Raw genomic sequence first — 18,712 nt, 5'->3', positions numbered from 1 at the left:
CATGAGCGTGGCGAGTGCGGTGCTCGGCCGGGTGTGGGGTCTGCCGCCGAGGCGCAACCGGGTGCGGGTGGACCGGGCGATCGAGGTGACGATGCGGGACGGGGTGCGGTTGCTCGCCGACCACTTCGTGCCCGTGACCGCTGAGCGCGCGCCCACGATCTTGGTCCGCTGCCCGTACGGCCGCAGCGCGCCCTACACCCTGCTCCAGGCGCGCTTCTACGCCGAACGCGGCTACCACGTGCTGTTCCAGAGCTGCCGCGGCACGTTCGGATCCGGCGGTGTCTTCACGCCTGGGGTCGACGAGACCCGGGACGCGCAGGACACCGTCGCGTGGCTGCGTGACCAGGACTGGTTCGACGGCAGGCTCGCGGTCCTCGGCGGCAGCTACCTCGGGTTCACGGGCTGGGCGCTCGCCGCCGACCCACCGCCCGAGCTGACCGCGATGGTGGTGATGATCGGCGTGCACGACCTCGGCGCCGCCATGTACCGCCAGGGACCGTTGGAGCTCTACAACGGACGCTCGTGGGCGGACCTCATCGCCGGTCAGGAGTCCACCGGCCCGCTCAGGGGCCTGGTCAGGGCGATGCGCGCGGAACGCAGGCTGGCGGACGAGATGACGCGGCTGCCGCTGAGCGGAACCGGTGTGCCGTGGTACGACGACTGGGCCCGGCGGCCGGACCTCACCGACCCGTACTGGGAACGGTTCCGGGTCACCGAGGCGCTGCGGCGGTCCACCGTGCCAACTCTGCTCATCGGTGGGTGGCACGACTTCTTCCTCAACCAGACGATCGAGCAGTACGAAGCCTTGCGAGCACGGGACGTCGACGTCGCGATGACGGTCGGACCGTGGACTCACCTGAACGTGGACAACCGGATTTCGTTGACAGAAGGCATTTCCTGGTTCGACGCGCACACCGCCCGGCGAGCTCCCGCGCGTCGCGGAACACCGGTGCGCGTGTTCGTCGGCGGCGCCGGCTGGCAGAACCACCGGTCCTGGCCACCGCCGGACACCCGGTCCGCGACCTGGTACCTGCACTCAGGGCAGCGGCTCGCCGAACAGCCCTCCACTCAGGACTCCTCAGGTACGGCGTTCCGCTACGACCCGCGGGACCCCACGCCGTCGGTCGGCGGACGGGTGATGGCGCTCAGCGGTGGTGCGAAGGACAACCGGAAGCTGGAGGCACGCCCGGACGTGCTGGTCTTCACGTCCGAACCGCTCACCACCCCTGTCGAGGTGCACGGCTCACCCGTGGTCGAGCTGCACGTGACCTCGGACAACGCCAACGCGGACCTGTTCGCGAGGCTCTGCGACGTGAGCCCGGCCGGTCGGTCCACGAACGTCACCGACCAGATCGTGCGGTGTGACGGCCGGGAGGCGGTGCGCATCACCCTCGATCCCACGGCCCACCGGTTCGAGGCCGGTCACCGGGTGCGGCTGCAGGTCTCCGGTGGTGCCTTTCCCCGCTTCGCCCGCAACCTCGGCACCGGTGACGATCCCGGTACCGGCACGACCGTGCGGGCGGCCGCCCGCACGGTCCACCACGACGCCGGACGGCCATCGCACCTCTCCCTGCCCGTCCGCGGTTGAAGCTGCTCCTCTCCCACGCGGTCGCGGCAACCGTTTTCTCGCTGCGACCGCGTCAAGAAAACACGGCAGGGGGTAGCGCATACCGCAGATTGCATACAGTATGGACGCAGGAGGTGTCGTGATGAGCAGGCGGAAGAAGACCGAGCCCTACGTGCGGCTCACCCAGCCGCTGGTGCGCGACGCAGGCATCCTGCGCCCGGCCACCTGGGACGAAGCGCTGGACCGCGCGGCCGAGGGGTTCCAGCGCAACGTGGCCAAGCACGGACCGGACGCGTTCGGGATGTTCTCCTGTGCCAGGGCCACCAACGAGATGAACTACATGGCGCAGAAGTTCACGAGGGCGGTCATCGGCACGAACAACGTCGACTCGTGCAACCGCACGTGTCACGCGCCGAGCGTGGCGGGATTGGCGAAGGTCTTCGGCAGTGGCGGCGGTACCTCCTCCTACCAGGAGATCGAGGACGCCGACCTCATCATTCTGTGGGGTTCCAACGCGCGTGAGGCGCACCCGATCTTCTTCCAGCACGTGCTGAAGGCGGTCAACAAGGGCGCGAAGCTGTACGTGGTCGACCCGCGGCTGACCAGCACCGGCAGGTGGGCGCACAAGTGGTTGCGGCTCAACGTCGGCACGGACATCCCGCTGGCCCACGCCATCGCGCGCGAGATCGTCGCGTCGGGGCTCACGAACATGTCGTTCATCGAGCGGGCGACCGAGGGCTTCGAGGAGTTCGTCAAGGCCGTCGAGCCGTGGACGCTGCCGGTGGCGGAGCTGGAGACGGGCGTGCCGGCCGAGCTCATCCGCGAGCTCGCGCACGCCTACGCCAAGGCCGACCGGGGGCAGCTCAGCTGGACGCTCGGCATCACCGAGCACCACAACGGCACGGACAACGTGCTCAGCCTCATCAACCTGTCGCTGCTCACCGGGCAGGTCGGGCGCTACGGCGCGGGGCTGAACCCGTTGCGGGGGCAGAACAACGTCCAGGGCGGCGGCGACATGGGGGCGATCCCGGACCGCATGCCGGGTTTCCAGGACATCACGGACCCGAACGTGGCGGCCAAGTTCAACGCCGCCTGGGGCTCGAACATCCAGCCGAAGAAGGGCTGGAACCTCACGCAGATGCTGGAGGCGATGGAACGCGGTGACATGACCACCGTGTACATCATCGGTGAGAACCCGGTGCAGTCCGAAGCCGACTGCGAGCACACGATCAAACGACTGTCCAATCTGGACCACATCGTCGTGCAGGACATCTTCCTCACCAAGACGGCGAAGATGGCGCACGTCGTGCTGCCCGCCGCGGCCGCGTGGTGCGAGACCGACGGCACGTTCACGAACAGCGAGCGTCGCGTTCAACGGGTCCGCAAAGCCCTCAACCCGCCGGAGGGGGCGCGCGACGACATCGAGATCATGAGCGAGATCGCCGCGCGGCTCGGGGCGAAGTGGCAGCACATGACCGGTGAGGCCGTGTGGGACGAGCTGCGCAGCCTGTCGCCGTTGCACACCGGCATGTCCTACCAGCGCCTGGAAGAGCTCGGCGGCATCCAGTGGCCGTGCCCGAGCGAGGACTCGCTGGAACCCAGCTTCCTGCACGGCCGGCTCTGGGAGGAGGACCCGGTCAAGCGCGGCATGCCCGCGACGTTCTCGCCGGTGCTGCACAGTCCACCGGTCGACGAGCTGACCGAGGAGTTCCCGTTCCGGCTCACCACCGGGCGCCGGCTCGACTCCTACAACACCGGCGTGCAGTCGCACGGGTTCGAGTCGCCGCTGCGCAAGGGCGAGACGCTCGACCTCTGCCCGCAGGACGCCGAGGCACTCGGTGTGCAGGACGGTGAGGAAGTGCAGATCACGTCCAGGCGCGGGCAGATCCAGGCGCCGGTGCGGATCGACGACGGTCTGACGCCCGGCCTGGTGTTCATGACGTTCCACTTCCCGGACGAGATCGACGTCAACATCATCACGATCGAGGCGACCTGCCCGATCGCGGGCACCGCGGAGTACAAGGCGGCGGCGATCCGCATCGACAAGCTTCCGGTGAAGGTGGGCTGAGTGGACCTCAAACTGCTCGACGTCGAACCCACCGAGGCGGAACGGGTCGTCGTCGACCTGTTCACCGGCATGGGGCGGGACCAGCTGCTGCCAGCCCTGCACGCGGTCAACGACCGGGTCGGCTGGATCAGCCAGGGCGCGCTGAACCACATCTGCCGCGTCCTGCACATCCCGCCGGCCGAGGCGTACGGGGTGGCGAGCTTCTACTCGCTGTTCTCGCTCACCGAACGCCCGGCGAAGATCACGCACGTCTGCGTCGACCTGGCGTGCCAGGTCAACGGCGCGAAGGCGTTGTGCGACAGGCTGACCGACGAGCTCGGTCCGGCCGGTGCGAAGAGCGGCTGGCTGCGCAGCCCCTGTCTAGGGGTGTGCGAGAAGGCTCCGGCGGCGCTCGCGTTCGAGGCGGGGGAGGTGGCGAAGGAGCAGCTCCTGGCGCCCACCCACGCCGGTGAGGTGATCGCGGTGGCGGCCGCTGGTCCCTCCCACTCCGACGGTGAGCGCGCGGAGGTGCCGCAGGCCGGTGACCCCGGCCTGCGGCTGCTCAAGAGGGTCGGTGTCGTGGATCCGGAGTCGTTGGACGACTACCGGGCGACGGGCGGGTATCACGCGCTGCGGACGGCGCTGCTGCTCGGGCCGTCCGGGGTGATCCGCGAGGTCAGCGACGCGAAGCTGATGGGGCGTGGCGGCGCGGCGTTCCCGACGGGACGCAAGTGGGACGCGACCGCCCGCCAGCCGGTCCGGCCGCACTACCTGGTGTGCAACGCGGACGAGAGCGAGCCCGGCACGTTCAAGGACCGGCTGCTCATGGAGGGCGACCCGTTCGCGGTGATCGAGTCCATGACGATCGCCGGGTTCGCGGCCGGGTGCTCGCGCGGCTACCTGTACCTGCGCGGTGAGTACCCGCGGGCGTTGCACCTGCTGCGCAACGCGATCGCGAAGGCGCGCGAACGGAACTTCCTCGGCGAGAACATCATGGGCCACGAGGGTTTCTCGTTCGACATCGAGATCCGCCGCGGCGCCGGCGCGTACATCTGCGGTGAGGAGACCGCGATCTTCAACTCCATCGAGGGCTTCCGCGGGGAACCGCGCTCGAAGCCGCCGTTCCCGGTGGAGGTCGGTCTCTTCGGCAAACCGACGGTGGTCAACAACGTGGAGACGCTGGTCAACGTGCCGGTGATCCTCACGGAGGGCTGCGAGGCCTACACCCGGATGGGCACCGAGGGCTCCACGGGCCCGAAGCTCTTCTGCCTGTCCGGGAACGTGAGTCGTCCGGGCGTGTACGAGGTGCCGTTCGGCACCACGCTCGGGGAACTCCTCGATCTGGCGGGTGGCGTGCCGCCAGGCCGGGAGCTGCGAGCGGTACTGCTCGGCGGGGCGGCAGGCGGGTTCGTTCGCCCGGACGAGCTCGACCTGCCGCTCACCCTGGAGGACGCGCGCGCCGCCGGCACCACCCTCGGCTCCGGTGTCGTGCTGGTGCTGGACGACACCGCCGACCTGGGCAGCTTCCTGTTGCGCATCGCCGCGTTCTTCCGCGACGAGTCGTGCGGGCAGTGCGTTCCGTGCCGGATCGGCACCGTGCGGCAGGAAGAGGCGATGCACCGGCTCGTCGGCAAGCGTCCGCTGAGCACCAGTGCCAAGGATCTCCAGCTGCTGCGGGAAGTCGGGCAGGTCATGCGCGACTCGTCCATCTGCGGTCTCGGGCAGACCGCCTGGAACGCCATCGAATCAGCCCTCGACCGGTTGGGTTACGCGCAGGAGGCGACGTCATGACGATCGTCGAGATCGGCCTTCCGAAGCGACTGGTCGAGATGACTTTGGACGGCGAAAGCGTTCGGGTGCCTGAAGGTGCGACGATCCTGGACGCGTGCACGGCTGTGGGGAAGTCGATCCCGACGCTGTGCTACGGCGACACTTTGAAGCCCGCCAACGCCTGTCGTGTCTGCATGGTCGAGGTAGAGGGATCGCGCACGCTCGTGCCGTCGTGCTCGCGCAAGGTCGAGCCGGGCATGGTCGTGCACACGGAGTCTGACCGGACCAAGCACAGCCGCAAGCTGGTGCTGGAACTTCTGGGGTCCGCCACGGACCTTTCCACCACGCCGCACGTGGACGAGTGGATGTCCGCGTGCGGTGCCGACCCCTCCCGGTTCGGGCCTTCCGCTCCTCCCTCGGAGGACCGCGACGACCGCCGTCCGGGTGAGCACGAGGAAATTGACGGTTCGGTGGCCGCGACGGTCCGGCAACCGACCAAAGTGGACAATCCGCTGTACGTCCGCGACTACGGCAAGTGCATCATGTGTTACAAGTGCGTCGACGCGTGCGGCGACCAGTGGCAGAACAGCTTCGCGATCTCGGTGGCCGGCCGCGGGTTCGACGCGCGGATCTCCACGGAGTTCGCGACGCCGCTGCCGGACAGCGCGTGCGTCTACTGCGGCAACTGCATCGAGGTCTGCCCGACCGGTGCGCTGAGCTTCAAGCGCGAGCACGACAAGCGCGAAGACGGCACCTGGGACGAGTCGAAGCAGACCGAGACGACCACCGTGTGCACGTTCTGCGGCGTCGGGTGCAACCTCACCCTGCACGTGCAGGACAACGAGATCGTGAAGGTGACGTCTCCGCACGAAAGCACTGTCACGCACGGAAACCTGTGCATCAAGGGCCGATTCGGCTGGCAGCACGTGCAAAACCGCTGATCAACTGGGCCAGATCCATTTGGCTGGGAGGGCGCTCCGATGTCGTTGATCTTGAAGCCTGGCACCTCGTGGGACGAGGTCTACTCGCAGTGCGTGAAGATCGCACCCGAAGCGTTCCACGACGATCGGCTGCTCAACCACTTCGGCGGCGGGTGGAGTCGTTCCGGCGAACCGATGCCCGCCACCACTCCGGTCGACGGCTCCACCATCGCGGGCCCGCCGTTCCTCGACTTCGACGTCGCGGGCCGCGCGGTGGTGGCCGCTGTCGACCAGCACATCGAGTGGCGCAACGTGCCGCCGGCCGAACGCAAAGCACGTGTGTCCTCGGCCCTGGACGCGCTGACCGAGCACCGCGACCTGCTGTCGTTGCTGCTGGTCTGGGAGATCGGCAAGCCGTGGCGGCTCGCGACGGCCGACGTCGACCGCTGCATCGAGGGCGTGCGCTGGTACGTCGAGGAGATCGACTCGATGCTGGCGGGCCGGGAGCCGTTGTCCGGCCCGGTCAGCAACATCGCCTCGTGGAACTACCCGATGAGCGTGCTGATGCACGCGATGCTCGTGCAGGCGCTGGCGGGCAACGCGGTCATCGCCAAGGCGCCGACCGACGGTGGCGTCAGCTGCCTGACTTTGGCCACGGCGCTGGCGGTGCGGTCCGGCCTGCCGTTGACGTTGGTCAGCGGTAGCGGCGCTGAACTCGCGCCGGTGCTGGTCGGGTCGTCCTTCCTGGGTTGTGTGTCCTTTGTGGGCGGTCGCGATGTCGGCAGCGCGATCGCGGCTCGGCTGGTCGACTCGAACCGGCGGCACGTGTTGGAGCAGGAGGGCCTGAACTGCTGGGGGATCTGGGAGACCGACTCCTGGGACATGCTCGGCACCCAGATCCGCAAGGCGTTCGACTACGGCAAGCAGCGCTGCACCGCCTATCCGCGGTATGTCGTGCAGCGGTCGTTGTTCGACAAGTTCCTGGACGTCTACCTGCCCGCGGTGCGGGACGTGACGTTCGGGCACCCGCTCGCCGTCGCTTCGCCCGGCGACGAGTTGCCCTCCTTGGACTTCGGGCCGTTGATCAACGACGCGAAGGCCAAGGAGCTCGGTGACGTCGTGGACGAGGCGATCCGGGCCGGGGGCGTGCCGCTGTACCGGGGATCGCCGGACTCCGGCCGTTTCCTGCCGGGCCAGCAGACCGCCGCGTACCTGGCTCCGGTGGCGATCCTCGACCCGCCGCGGTCTTCGGTGCTGCACCACGCGGAGCCGTTCGGGCCGGTCGACACGATCGTCCTGGTGGACACCGAGGCCGAGCTGCTGGCCGCGATGAACGCCTCGAACGGCGCTCTGGTCGCATCTCTGGCCTGCGACGACGAGGCGACGGCCCGCCGGCTGAGCGCGGACGTCCAGGCCTTCAAGGTCGGCATCAACAAGCCGCGTTCCCGTGGTGACCGGGACGAGGTGTTCGGTGGGCGCGGGGCTTCCTGGCGCGGTGCGTTCGTGGGCGGTGAGTTGCTGGTCCACGCCGTGACAGAGGGACCTCCCGGCGAACAGCCGTACGGCAACTTCCCCTCCTACTCGCTCTACCCGCCAACGTGACCTACCGCGCGGACTTGCTCCGCATCGTGCAGAACGTGGTGGCGCCGTCCGCCGCCGATGTCGACCAGCACGCCAGATTCCCGCGCGCCGCCCTGAACGCTCTGGGGGCGCGCGGCCTGCTGGGAATGACGATCTCCCGCACGGTCGGCGGGGGAGGACAGGATCTCCGGTCGGCCGGCCGGGTGGTCGAGCACGTCGCTCAGGTCTGTGGCGCAACGGCTTCGGTGCTGCGCTCGCACTACTCCGCGGCCGCGGTCCTGGATCGTTCCGGGCCACACTGGCTGCGGGCGGAGATCGCGGCCGGCCGGCATCTGTCGACGCTGGCGGCTTTCGGTTCGTCCGGTGCGATGTCGACGCACGGCGACGTGGTGCAGGTGCGGGCGCGCAAGAGCTGGGTGATCGCGGCGGGCGAGGCGGACAGTTACGTCTGGTCGTGCGGCTCGGAGTTGTTGCTGGTCCCGGCCGAGGCTCCGGGGCTGTTGGTCCCCGCGGACCATGCCGGGATGGGGCTGCGGGGGACGGTCGCCACGTGTGTGGAGGCGGATCCCGTGCGGGTGCCGGCGTCCAACCGGCTGTGGTCCGAGGAGCTGGCGTACCCGTGGTTCCTGGTGCTGGGCGCTGCCGTGTCGCTGGGGTTGATGGAAGGTGCGCTGGCCGCGGCGGTGGGGCACCTGGGTGGCGGGGACTCACGGACGCGGTCGGACCTCGCTCGGATGCGGCTGCGGACCGACTCGGTCCGGGTGCTCTACAACGACACCCTTTCCGCCGTGACGTGGCATCCGGACCGGTCTGCCGACCGGGTTCGGCTCCTGGCGGTCACCGCCACCGAGGCCGCCGTGGCGGTGACGGACCTGGCGATGAAGGTGTGCGGGGACGCGGCGTTCCGGCGGGACCTGGGGATCGAGCGCAGGTTCCGGGACGCGCGGGCGGCCGCCGCGATCGAGCCGACCGTCGACTCCCTGTTGGATTCGGTGGAGATCTAAATGCTCGTTGGTCAGGGTCGCGGGCATGTCCAACGGACCGCAGGTCACTGTCAAAGGACCTCTGCTGGGGGTGCTCGCACTGATCCTCGGGGCGGTCGGGGTTGTGGCGACGTTCCTCCCGATCAACCTGGATCTGGTGCGCCCCTACGTGGCGTGGATGTTCGGGTGGCCCGGAATCGTGGTCGCGGTCTTCGGTCTCCTGGGACAGTGCAAGGGCAAGCCGCTGGCCGGCATCGGCGCGATGCTGTCACTGCTGGCGTTGGCCATCGGGGCGATCGCGCTCGGCAACCTGGTCGGCCGGGCCTGAGGCCAGAGGCAGCAGGTAGACGAGTGCGTCGTCCACGCCGTCGAGTCCCATGACGTCGTGGGCGATGTCGTCGTAGAAGCCGCCGATCAGCCCTGTGCGGATGCCCTGGTTCGCCGCTGCGACGGTGAGGTTCTGGGCTAGATGCCCGGCTTCGGTGAACGCGAACCTGAGTGCTCTTAGGCCGTAGGTCTGTCTGAGGCTGCCGATCCTGACGTAGAGCGCCAGGACGGCTGGGGTTTCCGTGAGCTCGGTGGTGTCCTTGCCGAACCACATCGAGGTGGCTTCCAGGTCTTCGACGGTGGGGGCGTTGCCGAGCCGGATCAGGGTCCGGTCGATCTCGTTGACCTCGTAGCGGCCTGGTTCGAGGCCTTCCACGTTCAGCGCTGTCAGTCTCAGTCGCGCGCAGTACTGGGCGCCGGCGCTCGGGTACGGCCATCGACCGTCGGTGGGGGACATCGCTGTCCACAGCAGTTTGCCGAGCTGGTCGGCGTTGAGGGTGCCTTGCAGGTTTCGGCTGGTTTTGCGTGCTTGGAAGATCTCACTGACCGCTGGGTCCACTGTGGACTTGAGGTCGGTGGTTGGTGGCCGGGGTGCGATCCACGGCTGCGGGGTGGCCTTGCGGGGGAGTTGGTCGGTGAAGCCGGGCAGGAACTTGCTCGCCTCCAGGTAACGGCGGTCCGGGGCGGTGGCGCTGTCCTCGTGGAAGTCGCCCAGGCCGGTCGGGCTCAGGGCGGCTGCCGCGGTGGCCCAGCAGATCATGCGTTCCTCGTCGGGGCTGATGCCGAGGCGGTTGAGCAGCATGTGCAGCTGGGAGGCCCAGACGTGGGGGAGCCAGGTGCCGATCTTGTGCTGTGCCGTGCGGATCGCGGTGGCCCAGTGTTCGTTCGGCTCGCGGTGCCACCTGTCGGCGATCGCTTGTCCGCGTTGGGCGATCAGCTGGTGGGCGGCGGCGTGGGTGCCCAGGCTGATCGGGTGTTCCTGGACGTCGCGCCAACCCGTGCCGAGGCTGCGCAGCCAGGCGGCGGCTTTGGGCTGGGTCAGATCCAGGGCTTTGGCCGTGTCGATGGTCAGCTGGATCGCGGCGGTGAGGCGGGCGCTGTCCGTGCGGGCGGCTTTGAGCACCGCCACGGCTACTTCTGTGCTGCGGCAGAACACTTCTTCGGCGATGGGGAGGTTGGCCGGGCCGCCGTAGCGGGTGGTTTCCGGGACGTACTCGACCTCGCGGACGTCGCCGTGCGGCAGCCAGTCCGGTTGGTCTGGCTCCGTGGCGAAGTCCTGCTGGGCGATCAGGTCTTGTACGACGCTCTGGAGTTCGCCGGGGTCGCCGTTCACCCTGATGCGCAGGTGTGGGCCGGTTTCCCAGTACCTGAGGAAGTACCACTCGCGGCCGGCCATGGCGGGGGCGAGCGTGTCGGCGATGAACATGTCGACGTCCGCTCGTTTCCACGAGACCCTGCAGTGCAGGCCGGTCCAGGTCACAGCTGCTCCAACGGGGTCAGGTCGTAGGGGAAGCATCTTGTTCTCTGCCTGCCGGCCAGGAGCACGTACAGGAGGCTGTGGCTCGCTGGGGCTCCTGCTTTGGCTTCCAGGCTCTGGTCTTCGACGCTGCGGACCGGTCTGCAGAACATCCCCGCCTCCGCCGCGGCTTCGCACACGTTCTGGGCGGTGCTGCCGGCTTGCCTGAGGAGGTTGCGGTAGTTGCCTTTCCGGACGTCCGCGGTCATGACCAGGGCCAGGTTCATGCCGGCCACGTCGGTGTTGGTCCTCGGGTGGCCGTACGTGCTCTGGACCTCGCTCATGGCGTCTTTCAGGGTGTGTTCTAGCGGGTTGAGGCGGTACCAGCCGTCCTCCACGCCTTCGACGTTGCGCACGGCGAGGTTGTGCGTCAGGTGGTGGTCGATGGCGGCGATGAACTTGTGGAAGGCCTTGTTCGGCAACGGTCTTGGGTCGGCTGACAGTCCTCTTGGGCCGATACCTGACGTTCTTGGTGGTGTCTTGATCCGTGTGGTTTCACCGGGCTGGAGCGTGATGCCCTCTGGGTCGGTCTTCGTGTTGAGGCCCATGCGGTTCGCGTGGTTCGTGAGGGCTGCGAGGACGTGTCCGGCTTCGAGTTCGGCCAGGGCGTCGCGGAAGTCGCCGTAGCCTTCGGAGAGGCGTTCCGGGTGGGTGGTGATTTCCAGCCTTGCTCGGGTGAGGTGCTTCGGGGCTGTGCCGATCAACGCTCGTCTGGCGGGATCGAGCAGAGTGTTGTTCAGGGTGACGTCGACGAGGTAGGCCGCTCGGGGTGACGGGTAGGCGCGGTGGTCGTTGTACTGGTTCCACGGCTCCCAGCGCTGGGGTGTCATGACGTCGATCAGCAGCTGTGCGACGGCTGCGGGGAACTCGCCTTGCAGGGTTTGGAGCGGGATCCGGGGGCCCGGTGCCGGCGGTGTTCTTGGTGTCGGCCCCGGCTCGATGTGTTTGCCCGGGCCGTGCGCGTAGGCGGCTTCGAGTTGGCTGCTCATGGGAACGGGTGGGGGTGCAGGTGGGCCGGGGTGAGCCTGGGGAGGCCGGTGGTGCGGCGGTTTCGGTGGCCGAACGTCATCGGAACCGTGCCGGGCACGATCACCTTGGCCGAGTGCAGGCCCAGCTTGTTCACGATCACCGGGTCGGACTGGTCGACCGCGATCAGCTCCAGACCCAGGTTTCGGAGGTGCTCGGTGTGGTGGCCGAGCAGGTCTCGGAGGTCTGTGTGTTCGAGCTTCGCGGTGAGCTCGACCGGGTCGTTGTCGCTGACCAGGAACGCGTGCCTGGCCTGCGCTTCCGGCAGGGTGTTGACTGCGACGTGGTCGTCCATCGTCCTGACCAGGCCGGGGTTTTCGAGGAGTTCCCTGGTTCTGCGGTACTGCTCGGGGTTCGCCCTGACTCGGTCGGCCATCGTCTCGACGTCCACCACGACCTCGGCCGCCGCTGAGAGCATCGCCTTGTGCGGGTCCGGGTTGGCGCCTGCCGCGAAGAACGCTCGTGGCAGGTCTCTGTCGGTGCGGGCCAGGCTGAGGACCGCGGGGATGCCGATGTCGTTGGTGGCGTCGAGGAACAGCAGTTCGTAGCCGAGTTCTTCGAGTCGGTCTCTTAAGTGCGGCAGGACCGGGTCTGAGTCCGGTGTCTTGAGTCGTGTGAGTGGCGTCTTGCCGTACCAGGCCATGAGGAACGCGTCTCGTTCCGCGACCTCGAACAGGCCGTGCAGCACGGCTTCCGTCAGGCTGTTGCCCAGGCCGCAGCCGTTGGACGTCTCGTAGAGGAAACGCTGGGTTGGCGGCGTTCTTGTCGCCCAGTAGGCGACCTGCTCCGGCACGGCGATCGGCCTGTTGTGGGTGTAGGACCAACCTTCTACCCAGCGCATCTTCAGGTCCGGTGTGTAGCGGTGGCCAACATCGGGGAGCCCGAGGCGTTCTGGGTCGAGGGCGTGCTGCAGTTGGGCGTAGGAGGCTTCGATGCCGGGCTTGGTGCGTGGGCGCATGCCGTTGTGGCGCTCCACCGCCTCGAACAGAGCGACTCTCTCGGCTTCTTCGAACGTGTACGTGCGCCCGTAGCCGGCTTCGGGCGTGGCGAAGTCGCGGACCAGTTCGGCGCTCATCATGGCCAAGGGCAGGTGCCCGGTCCGGAACGTGCCGATGATCGGGCCGTGCCGCCGGTCGACCAGTGCCGCCTTCAGGCCTTCTACCGTGGTCTTCTCGTTCGGTTGCCGCAGCGCGCCTTTCTCCACCGGGACGGGTCCGTTAGCGGTCTCTTCTGGTGGTGGGCCGCAGCTGTCGTTGACGTGATGGGTCGCGACCACGCCCAGATCGGTGCGAACGGCGATCACGGTGTCTTCGCAGTCCTGCTTCGCGAGAACCTCGATCAGCGGGGTGAACGCCGGCGCGATGAGCCCGCCGGTGTTGAGGTTGTCGCGTGGGACTTCCGGGCCCAGTGCGGCCAGTCTTGCGTCTTCCGCGCAGGCCACGCAGGTGCCGCTGGTCGGGCCGATCAGGACCAGGCTGCCGTCCAGCCTCACCTCGCACCGTCCAGGGTCGATGGCTCGATCTTGATGTTCGGTAGCGCTGCCAGGGTGGTTTGGAGGGCTTCCTCGCGGTCACGCACGTCGGCGGGCCACAGCCATTCCGGGGTGATCCAGTCGGGCTGTTCGTCGTCGACTTTCTGGGGAGCGGCGCCGTTGAGGTGGGCGGTGCCGTCGCGTCCGGCCTGGGCGTAACCGGTGGCGGCCAGGGCGGCGAACGCGACCGCGTCTCCGGCGGTTGCTTCGATGCTCCAGGCCAGGATTCGCTGCTGGTGGCGGATTTCGGCTTTGAAGGCGTTCGGGGCCAGGCGTTCCACGGTCGCCTCGGCTGGTACTGCGAACCTGAGGGTGAGTGCTTTCCACCAGCGGCGGGCTGTTGCGTGGGTGGCCCATTCGCGTTCTGGGACTGGCTCGCCTTGATGGAAGCGGGCGGCCAGGCGCAGGGCAGAGCCGCGGGCGTGGGACTTGGTGAGGCCGACTACTCCGTCGGTCTTGATGGCGTTGAGTGCGGCGTCCAGGCGGGCGGCTTCTGCGGTGGTGCCGATGCCCAGGGCGTCGCCGCTGGTGGCCAGGTTTGCCGGGACCTGGGGGAGGGCGCCGAACCTCGGTGTTTCCACGGGGCCGAGTTCAGGGTCGACGAGGGCTTCGAAGGCTCGCCATGGGTCGTCGGTCGTCAGGTGGGTGGCGTCGAGTGTGCGCTGAGACCGGGTCAGGAGTGGGTGGTACGTCGCGCGGAGTGGGTCGAGCCGCGCGACCAGTGCCATCGGGAAGGTGGTCTCTGGCACGGCTTCACCGGGGTGGACGACGAACTCCGTGGACGGGTCGGGCAGGCCGGCCACCGCACAGATCAGGCGGTGTACTGCCGCGGATCCGATGAGTGCGGCGAGCACCTCGGTCGGTTCGCCGGTGAGACCGAGCCGGTCAGCTACATCAATAGCTTCAGTGTTGACCAAATTCAAGCGCGGCTCGGTGGGTGGTAGGACATGACCGACATCGGCACCACAACCCGCCAGGACGAGGAACTTGCCTGCCGAGACGACGAGCGAGGAGTCGTCGGCGGCTACGAGAGAAGTGTCCGCCGCGCCGACGTGCGGGGTGCCTCCGGTCGTCTCCACCGCCACGGACCCTGCCGCGGCAGTTTCCCCGCCCGGTACCACTACGACCGCAAGTCCGGCCGCCGTGGCCGCCCGCACCGCCATCCCCGCCAGCACCCCGGTCCCGGCAACCGTGACCGTCACGGCCCGCAGTCGCCGCCAAGCCTCCACCGGACGATCGGCCACCGACTCCAGCCAGGCCGCGATGTCCGGAGCCGGAGCGTCCGGACCCCACTCCTCCGGCACCTCGACGAGCATGTCGTGCGCCCGCAACTGCTCCAGGATCATCTCGACCGCCGCCCGCACGGCGGGCGCCGTCCCCTCTGGCACGCCCAGGTCGGAGGCCGGCAGACCCTCGGCCAGTTGTGGAGCGAGGCGTTGCCACACCTTCCACAGCCCGGCGCCACCCGTGATCGTGCAGCTGGACGCCCACCCGCGCAGGTGCAGGCCGTCGGGCGCGGGCGAGGCGTGGACGACAGGACGCAGACGTACCAACAAGAGCCGTCACCCGGCCTTCGACATCGCGGCGAACTGGTCGGACCACCGCACGCCCATGACCTCCTGAGCGGCTTGGGCGAGCAGATGGGCGGCTGCGTAGCGTTCCATCGGAGTGATGTCGAGGATTGCCAGCAGCTGGTAGAGGACGTTGGTGCCGAAGCGGTAGACGGTCAGCGGGCGGCGGACGGCCGGCTGTTCGACGTCGACGGTCCACAAAGCCGTGTGGTAGTCGCTGAACCGCGGCCGCTCGGCGTAGTTGTAGCGCTGGATGGCGGCGGGGTCGCCGATCTCGTAGGCGCGTTCGCCGTAGCGAGGGTTCAGGCCGGAGTCCAGCAGGCCGGCGTCGTAGCGCTCCTCGGCGGCCAGGCGCATGGCGATCGTCCACGTCTGCCAGGCGGCTTCCAACGAGTCGGTGGGATGGCCGGAAGCCACTCGCGACGCCAACGCGCAGGCGGCGTCGGAGTTCTTGGCCCACACCGCGTCCAGAGACGTGCGGACCTCGCCGGAAGGGTCGCTGGCGAGCAGGAAGTCTTCGACGTGCGAGAGGAACGAGTGGTAGCCGTACTCCAGGCCGGGCGGGAAGCGGCTGGCGTGCACGGCCATCGCGGTCAGAGCCAGCACGACCCCGGATGAAGAAAGAGACGCGCGGAGAGCCGGCACGCCGAGACGCAGGCCGACAGCGCGCAGCTCGACTTGCGCGGGGGTGAGGAAGGCCGGCAACCGGGGTGAGGAGGTGGGTTCGATGCGGACGGAGTTGTTGGGGTACAGCGGGGTGAACGGCGGCAGCAGCAGTTCGGCGACCGCGGCCGAGCGGGCGTGGGCCAGCTGGGCGTCCGCCGAAAGCTCCACAGTGGAGGGATGTGTTGTCAGATAAGATCGCAGCAGGGTGGCCAGAAGTCGAGCGGGAGCGGAGCTGGAGAGGCTCACGCGGAGGTGCGGGCCGTGCAGCCAGTGGCGTTCGACGTGGCCGACCGTGCCGGGGAACGCGGCTGTCACCGTGGAAAGGGCCGGGAGCACGCCGTCGTGGAGCAGTGCGGCCTTGAGAGGGTCGTGGTAGTAGCAGACGACGTCGGTCATCCGGCCCTCCGGTAGGTCTCCGCGATCACCTCTAGCACCTGGCCGGACGGGGCCGGGAGGGCTTCGGTCAGCTGGACGCGGTCGGGGTAGCGGGTGAGCAGGCGCGGCAGGCAGTGCAGGTGCAGGGCGTTGGTGAAGTCCACGTACTGGGGTTTCGGGGCGTTGAGGCGGCGTTCGAAGTCGGCGCGTGAGGTGATGGAGCCACCGGTGCCGACGAAGACGGACGCCGGCAGGTCGTACCGGGCGCGCAGAGCGGCGACCGAGGCCGCCGAAGACACTGGCAGTGAAGAGAACTCCCACGAGCGACGCAAAAGCACGACGTCTCGGTACGTCAAGCGGTCGGCGATACGCGCGCCGTCACGCTCCACTGTGGATTGCAACGGGGAGAGATCGGCCCAGCCGCAGGCCAGGTCGGCGTGCAGGGCGGCCACGCGGTCAGGCAAGGACATCGGCATGAGGTAGCCGAGGTAGAGGACGTCCACGACAGTGCCGCCCCGGCGCAGGCGCAGCTCGTCGGCACCGGGGTCGTGGAAGACCTCCAGGGCGTCCGGGGTGTGGTCGGACCAGCGCGGGTCCTCGCCGACGTCGAAACGGCCGAGCATCGGGTGGAGGTTCGGGTTGAAGCCCTGGACCGGGCGGTACTCGGTGAAGCCGCGCGGGAAGAGGCCGTCCAGCTGGGTGCGCACGGACGCGTAAGCCTCGGGTGGCAGCAGGTCCAGGAAACGGCCGGGGAACCGGCCGAAGCCGTCGTAGACGTGGTTCACGACCAGGCCGTCGGATAGCGGCTGGGTGAAGAACGAGTAGGAGACCGGGCGGGTCTTCATCCACGCGGGCAACAGGTCCGCGGCGGCGGACACGGCCTCGTCGGTGATCACGCCGTCCGTCACCAGATCCGCCACCTGGGCCCGGCTGGCGCTCAACCCGCCGGTCAACGCGTCGACCAGCGCGGCCTGCAACAACGGCGCGCACGCGGCCGGGCGGGCGACGCCGCCGTGGCCGAACTCGACGACGAAGCGGTCGCGGGCGAACCGGCGGACGGCCAGCTGGCGGTCGAACAGCATCAGCAACGGCGTCAGGTCGGCCAGTGAGCGCATCGACGAGTACCCGTGCGCGCGGCCGAGCCGGACCGGTTGGGGGAGCACGACGTCCTCGCTCAACGGCACCACGTCGCCCACCTCGAACCCGACGAGCGAGCCGAGCTGCTCCCAGCGCGAGGTCAACGCGGCCAGGGCGGCGGGGCGCGCGACAGCGTCGAGGGAGCCGAAAGCCGTGGTGTCGCGGTACAAAGACGTCACAAGATCCGCAACAGCGGACTGGTCTCGATCACGGAGCCAGGACGCCAGGGCGAGGCAGGCAGAAGGGTCCTGCGGGTCGACCGGCCACACGGGTACGAGCAGCTTGATCGTGAGGAGCAACGCGACGTAGTGCTGGGCGCGTTCGGACTCGCCGTCGGGCAGCCGGGTGGCGAGCGCGGTCGTCAGCTCGGCCGGGCTGATGCCCTTGGGGTTCGCGCCGGTCAGCCCGACGAGGAACCGCAACGGCGGCGAGGCGGCGACCGAGACGCTCTCCTCGATGCCGACGTACGCACGCACCGCGCCACTGGCGGGCACATCCCGCCGGAAATGCAGCGAACCGTCGTCCTCGAACACGTCGGGCGCCAGGCGGTGAGGCAGGTCGAAGAGCCGAGTGCGGTCGGCGACCAACGCGGCGATCAACCGGGTCAGCAACACCCCGTTGACCCGCGTCACGGCGACCGGCGAGCCCCAGTCGGGATCGCCGGCGTGGGCAGACCAGGTGCCCCAGCCGACGGAGGCGTACCAGGAGAACGGACTGGTCTTCGAGGTGGCGCGCAGGGCATATCGCAGCACGGTCGGCTCGGCCTTGCGGGCACGGCGATCGCCAGCCCCCGCACGGGCCAGCCCCTGCCACAGGTCACGTCCACTGAGGACGGATGCCCGCCGCACCGCCTCCGACGAGCACACCGAGGCCAGCACCTCGCGTTCCGCGGCCAGAGCGGCAGGAAGCGCACGTTCGATCTCCGAGATCAGCGAGGCTCGCGACGACATCAACGACAACCACGACCCCAGCTGCGGAAACCGCGACACCAGAGAGTCAGCGGCGGCAAGCAAGGAGGGGCGCGGCGTCCGTCCGTTGTGGACGTCACGGCGCAACGGCAGCACGACGCGCTGGTGGTACGAATCCGGATGGGTCCCCGCGCTGTCGTGCAGCAGAACGGACACCGGACCGGCGAGTTCCAGCAACGACGACTCCACACGCGCCAGCTCAAGAACCGCCCGCCGGAACGGCGCCGCCTCGGCAGCGCCGTCCGGGTGCGGCAGGGCCGCCAGGCGCACGAGTGCGTATGGCGCGAGTTCTCCCTGCACGCGATCGGTCATGCGGGCAGCTGCGGCTGGTGCGGTTGGCAGCAGCAGCACGAGGAGCTGCCGCAGGAACAGGACGAGCCACCGCCCGACGCACCGGACTCGGGCAGTGCCACGGAGTCCCGCATGGAAGTCACGGCGAGCTCACCGAGCTCGAGGTCGTCGAGGTCGAACGAAAGGTCCTTCATGAGGGCAGTCCTCTCAGAGGGCGGGGATCTCGGGCTGGGGCTGGCAGCAACAGCAGGAGGAGCTGCCGCACGAGCAGGAGTTGCACGAGCCACCGCCGGAGGCGCCGGACTCGGGCAGCGCCACCGAATCCCTCATGGAGGTCACGGCGAGTTCGCCGAGTTCGAGGTCGTCGAGGTCGAACGAGAGGTCTTTCATTAAGTTGTCCTTCCCGAAAATGGCCGGGGGGCCGTTCGGGCAGGTT

15 protein-coding genes are annotated in these 18,712 nt (G+C 68.9%); 7 read left to right on the top strand and 8 right to left on the bottom strand.

What is annotated here, in order from left to right; all coding sequences use genetic code 11:
- Nucleotide 1 precedes the first annotated feature (1 nt).
- The 7 genes from LFM09_RS11095 to LFM09_RS11065 all read left to right on the top strand — a co-directional run bounded on the left by LFM09_RS11095 (nucleotide 2) and on the right by LFM09_RS11065 (nucleotide 9,196).
- Entirely contained in the window at nucleotides 2-1,588 is a 1,587-nt protein-coding gene (locus LFM09_RS11095) for a CocE/NonD family hydrolase (RefSeq protein WP_414096266.1), read from the top strand.
- Nucleotides 1,589-1,709: 121 nt separating this feature from the next.
- Nucleotides 1,710-3,635, top strand: a complete 1,926-nt coding sequence (locus LFM09_RS11090; protein ID WP_414096265.1) for a molybdopterin oxidoreductase family protein — start codon at nucleotides 1,710-1,712, stop codon at nucleotides 3,633-3,635.
- Nucleotides 3,636-5,405: an NAD(P)H-dependent oxidoreductase subunit E gene (locus tag LFM09_RS11085; protein WP_414096264.1), complete on the top strand. Its 1,770-nt coding sequence runs from the start codon at nucleotides 3,636-3,638 to the stop codon at nucleotides 5,403-5,405. It abuts the gene before it with no gap.
- Nucleotides 5,402-6,325, top strand: a complete 924-nt coding sequence (locus LFM09_RS11080) for a 2Fe-2S iron-sulfur cluster-binding protein (protein ID WP_414096263.1) — start codon at nucleotides 5,402-5,404, stop codon at nucleotides 6,323-6,325. The genes LFM09_RS11085 and LFM09_RS11080 overlap by 4 nt, the downstream gene beginning before the upstream one ends.
- Nucleotides 6,326-6,364: 39 nt before the next feature.
- Complete coding sequence (locus LFM09_RS11075; RefSeq protein WP_414096262.1) at nucleotides 6,365-7,906, top strand: aldehyde dehydrogenase family protein; 1,542 nt, start codon at nucleotides 6,365-6,367, stop codon at nucleotides 7,904-7,906.
- A gap of 14 nt (nucleotides 7,907-7,920) precedes the next feature.
- The gene (locus LFM09_RS11070) at nucleotides 7,921-8,889 is read left to right on the top strand and encodes an acyl-CoA dehydrogenase family protein (protein WP_414096261.1); all 969 of its coding nucleotides are present in this window, start codon (nucleotides 7,921-7,923) and stop codon (nucleotides 8,887-8,889) included.
- 25 nt (nucleotides 8,890-8,914) lie between these two features.
- Nucleotides 8,915-9,196, top strand: coding sequence for a hypothetical protein (locus LFM09_RS11065; RefSeq protein WP_414096260.1), 282 nt, complete (start codon nucleotides 8,915-8,917; stop codon nucleotides 9,194-9,196).
- On the opposite strand, the gene LFM09_RS11060 is transcribed toward LFM09_RS11065, so the two are convergent.
- Genes LFM09_RS11060 through LFM09_RS11025 form a run of 8 tightly spaced genes read right to left on the bottom strand, consistent with a single transcriptional unit; the run spans nucleotide 9,137 to nucleotide 18,666 of the window.
- Nucleotides 9,137-10,675 carry a thiopeptide-type bacteriocin biosynthesis protein gene (locus LFM09_RS11060; RefSeq protein ID WP_414096259.1) on the bottom strand — a complete coding sequence of 513 codons (1,539 nt, stop codon included), beginning with the start codon at nucleotides 10,673-10,675 and terminating at the stop codon, nucleotides 9,137-9,139. The genes LFM09_RS11065 and LFM09_RS11060 overlap by 60 nt on opposite strands.
- Nucleotides 10,672-11,700, bottom strand: a complete 1,029-nt coding sequence (locus LFM09_RS11055) for a hypothetical protein (protein ID WP_414096258.1) — start codon at nucleotides 11,698-11,700, stop codon at nucleotides 10,672-10,674. The genes LFM09_RS11060 and LFM09_RS11055 overlap by 4 nt, the downstream gene beginning before the upstream one ends.
- Nucleotides 11,697-13,229, bottom strand: coding sequence for a YcaO-like family protein (locus tag LFM09_RS11050; RefSeq protein ID WP_414096257.1), 1,533 nt, complete (start codon nucleotides 13,227-13,229; stop codon nucleotides 11,697-11,699). The genes LFM09_RS11055 and LFM09_RS11050 overlap by 4 nt, the downstream gene beginning before the upstream one ends.
- Complete coding sequence (locus tag LFM09_RS11045; protein ID WP_414096256.1) at nucleotides 13,226-14,824, bottom strand: hypothetical protein; 1,599 nt, start codon at nucleotides 14,822-14,824, stop codon at nucleotides 13,226-13,228. The genes LFM09_RS11050 and LFM09_RS11045 overlap by 4 nt, the downstream gene beginning before the upstream one ends.
- Nucleotides 14,825-14,830: 6 nt before the next feature.
- Nucleotides 14,831-15,901: a hypothetical protein gene (locus LFM09_RS11040; RefSeq protein WP_414096255.1), complete on the bottom strand. Its 1,071-nt coding sequence runs from the start codon at nucleotides 15,899-15,901 to the stop codon at nucleotides 14,831-14,833.
- A complete protein-coding gene (locus LFM09_RS11035) occupies nucleotides 15,898-18,297 on the bottom strand; it encodes a lantibiotic dehydratase (protein ID WP_414096254.1) in 2,400 nt (799 codons plus the stop codon). The genes LFM09_RS11040 and LFM09_RS11035 overlap by 4 nt, the downstream gene beginning before the upstream one ends.
- The gene (locus tag LFM09_RS11030; protein WP_414096253.1) at nucleotides 18,294-18,470 is read right to left on the bottom strand and encodes a thiazolylpeptide-type bacteriocin; all 177 of its coding nucleotides are present in this window, start codon (nucleotides 18,468-18,470) and stop codon (nucleotides 18,294-18,296) included. The genes LFM09_RS11035 and LFM09_RS11030 overlap by 4 nt, the downstream gene beginning before the upstream one ends.
- A 13-nt stretch (nucleotides 18,471-18,483) precedes the next feature.
- Complete coding sequence (locus LFM09_RS11025; protein ID WP_414096252.1) at nucleotides 18,484-18,666, bottom strand: thiazolylpeptide-type bacteriocin; 183 nt, start codon at nucleotides 18,664-18,666, stop codon at nucleotides 18,484-18,486.
- Between the last annotated feature and the right edge of the window lie 46 nt (nucleotides 18,667-18,712).

Source organism: Lentzea alba (genome assembly GCF_047445655.1).
Classification (GTDB): Bacteria; Actinomycetota; Actinomycetes; order Mycobacteriales; family Pseudonocardiaceae; genus Lentzea; species Lentzea alba_A.
The sequence above is the reverse complement of the archived record's forward strand: the minus strand, read 5'-3'. Positions and strand labels throughout refer to the sequence as shown.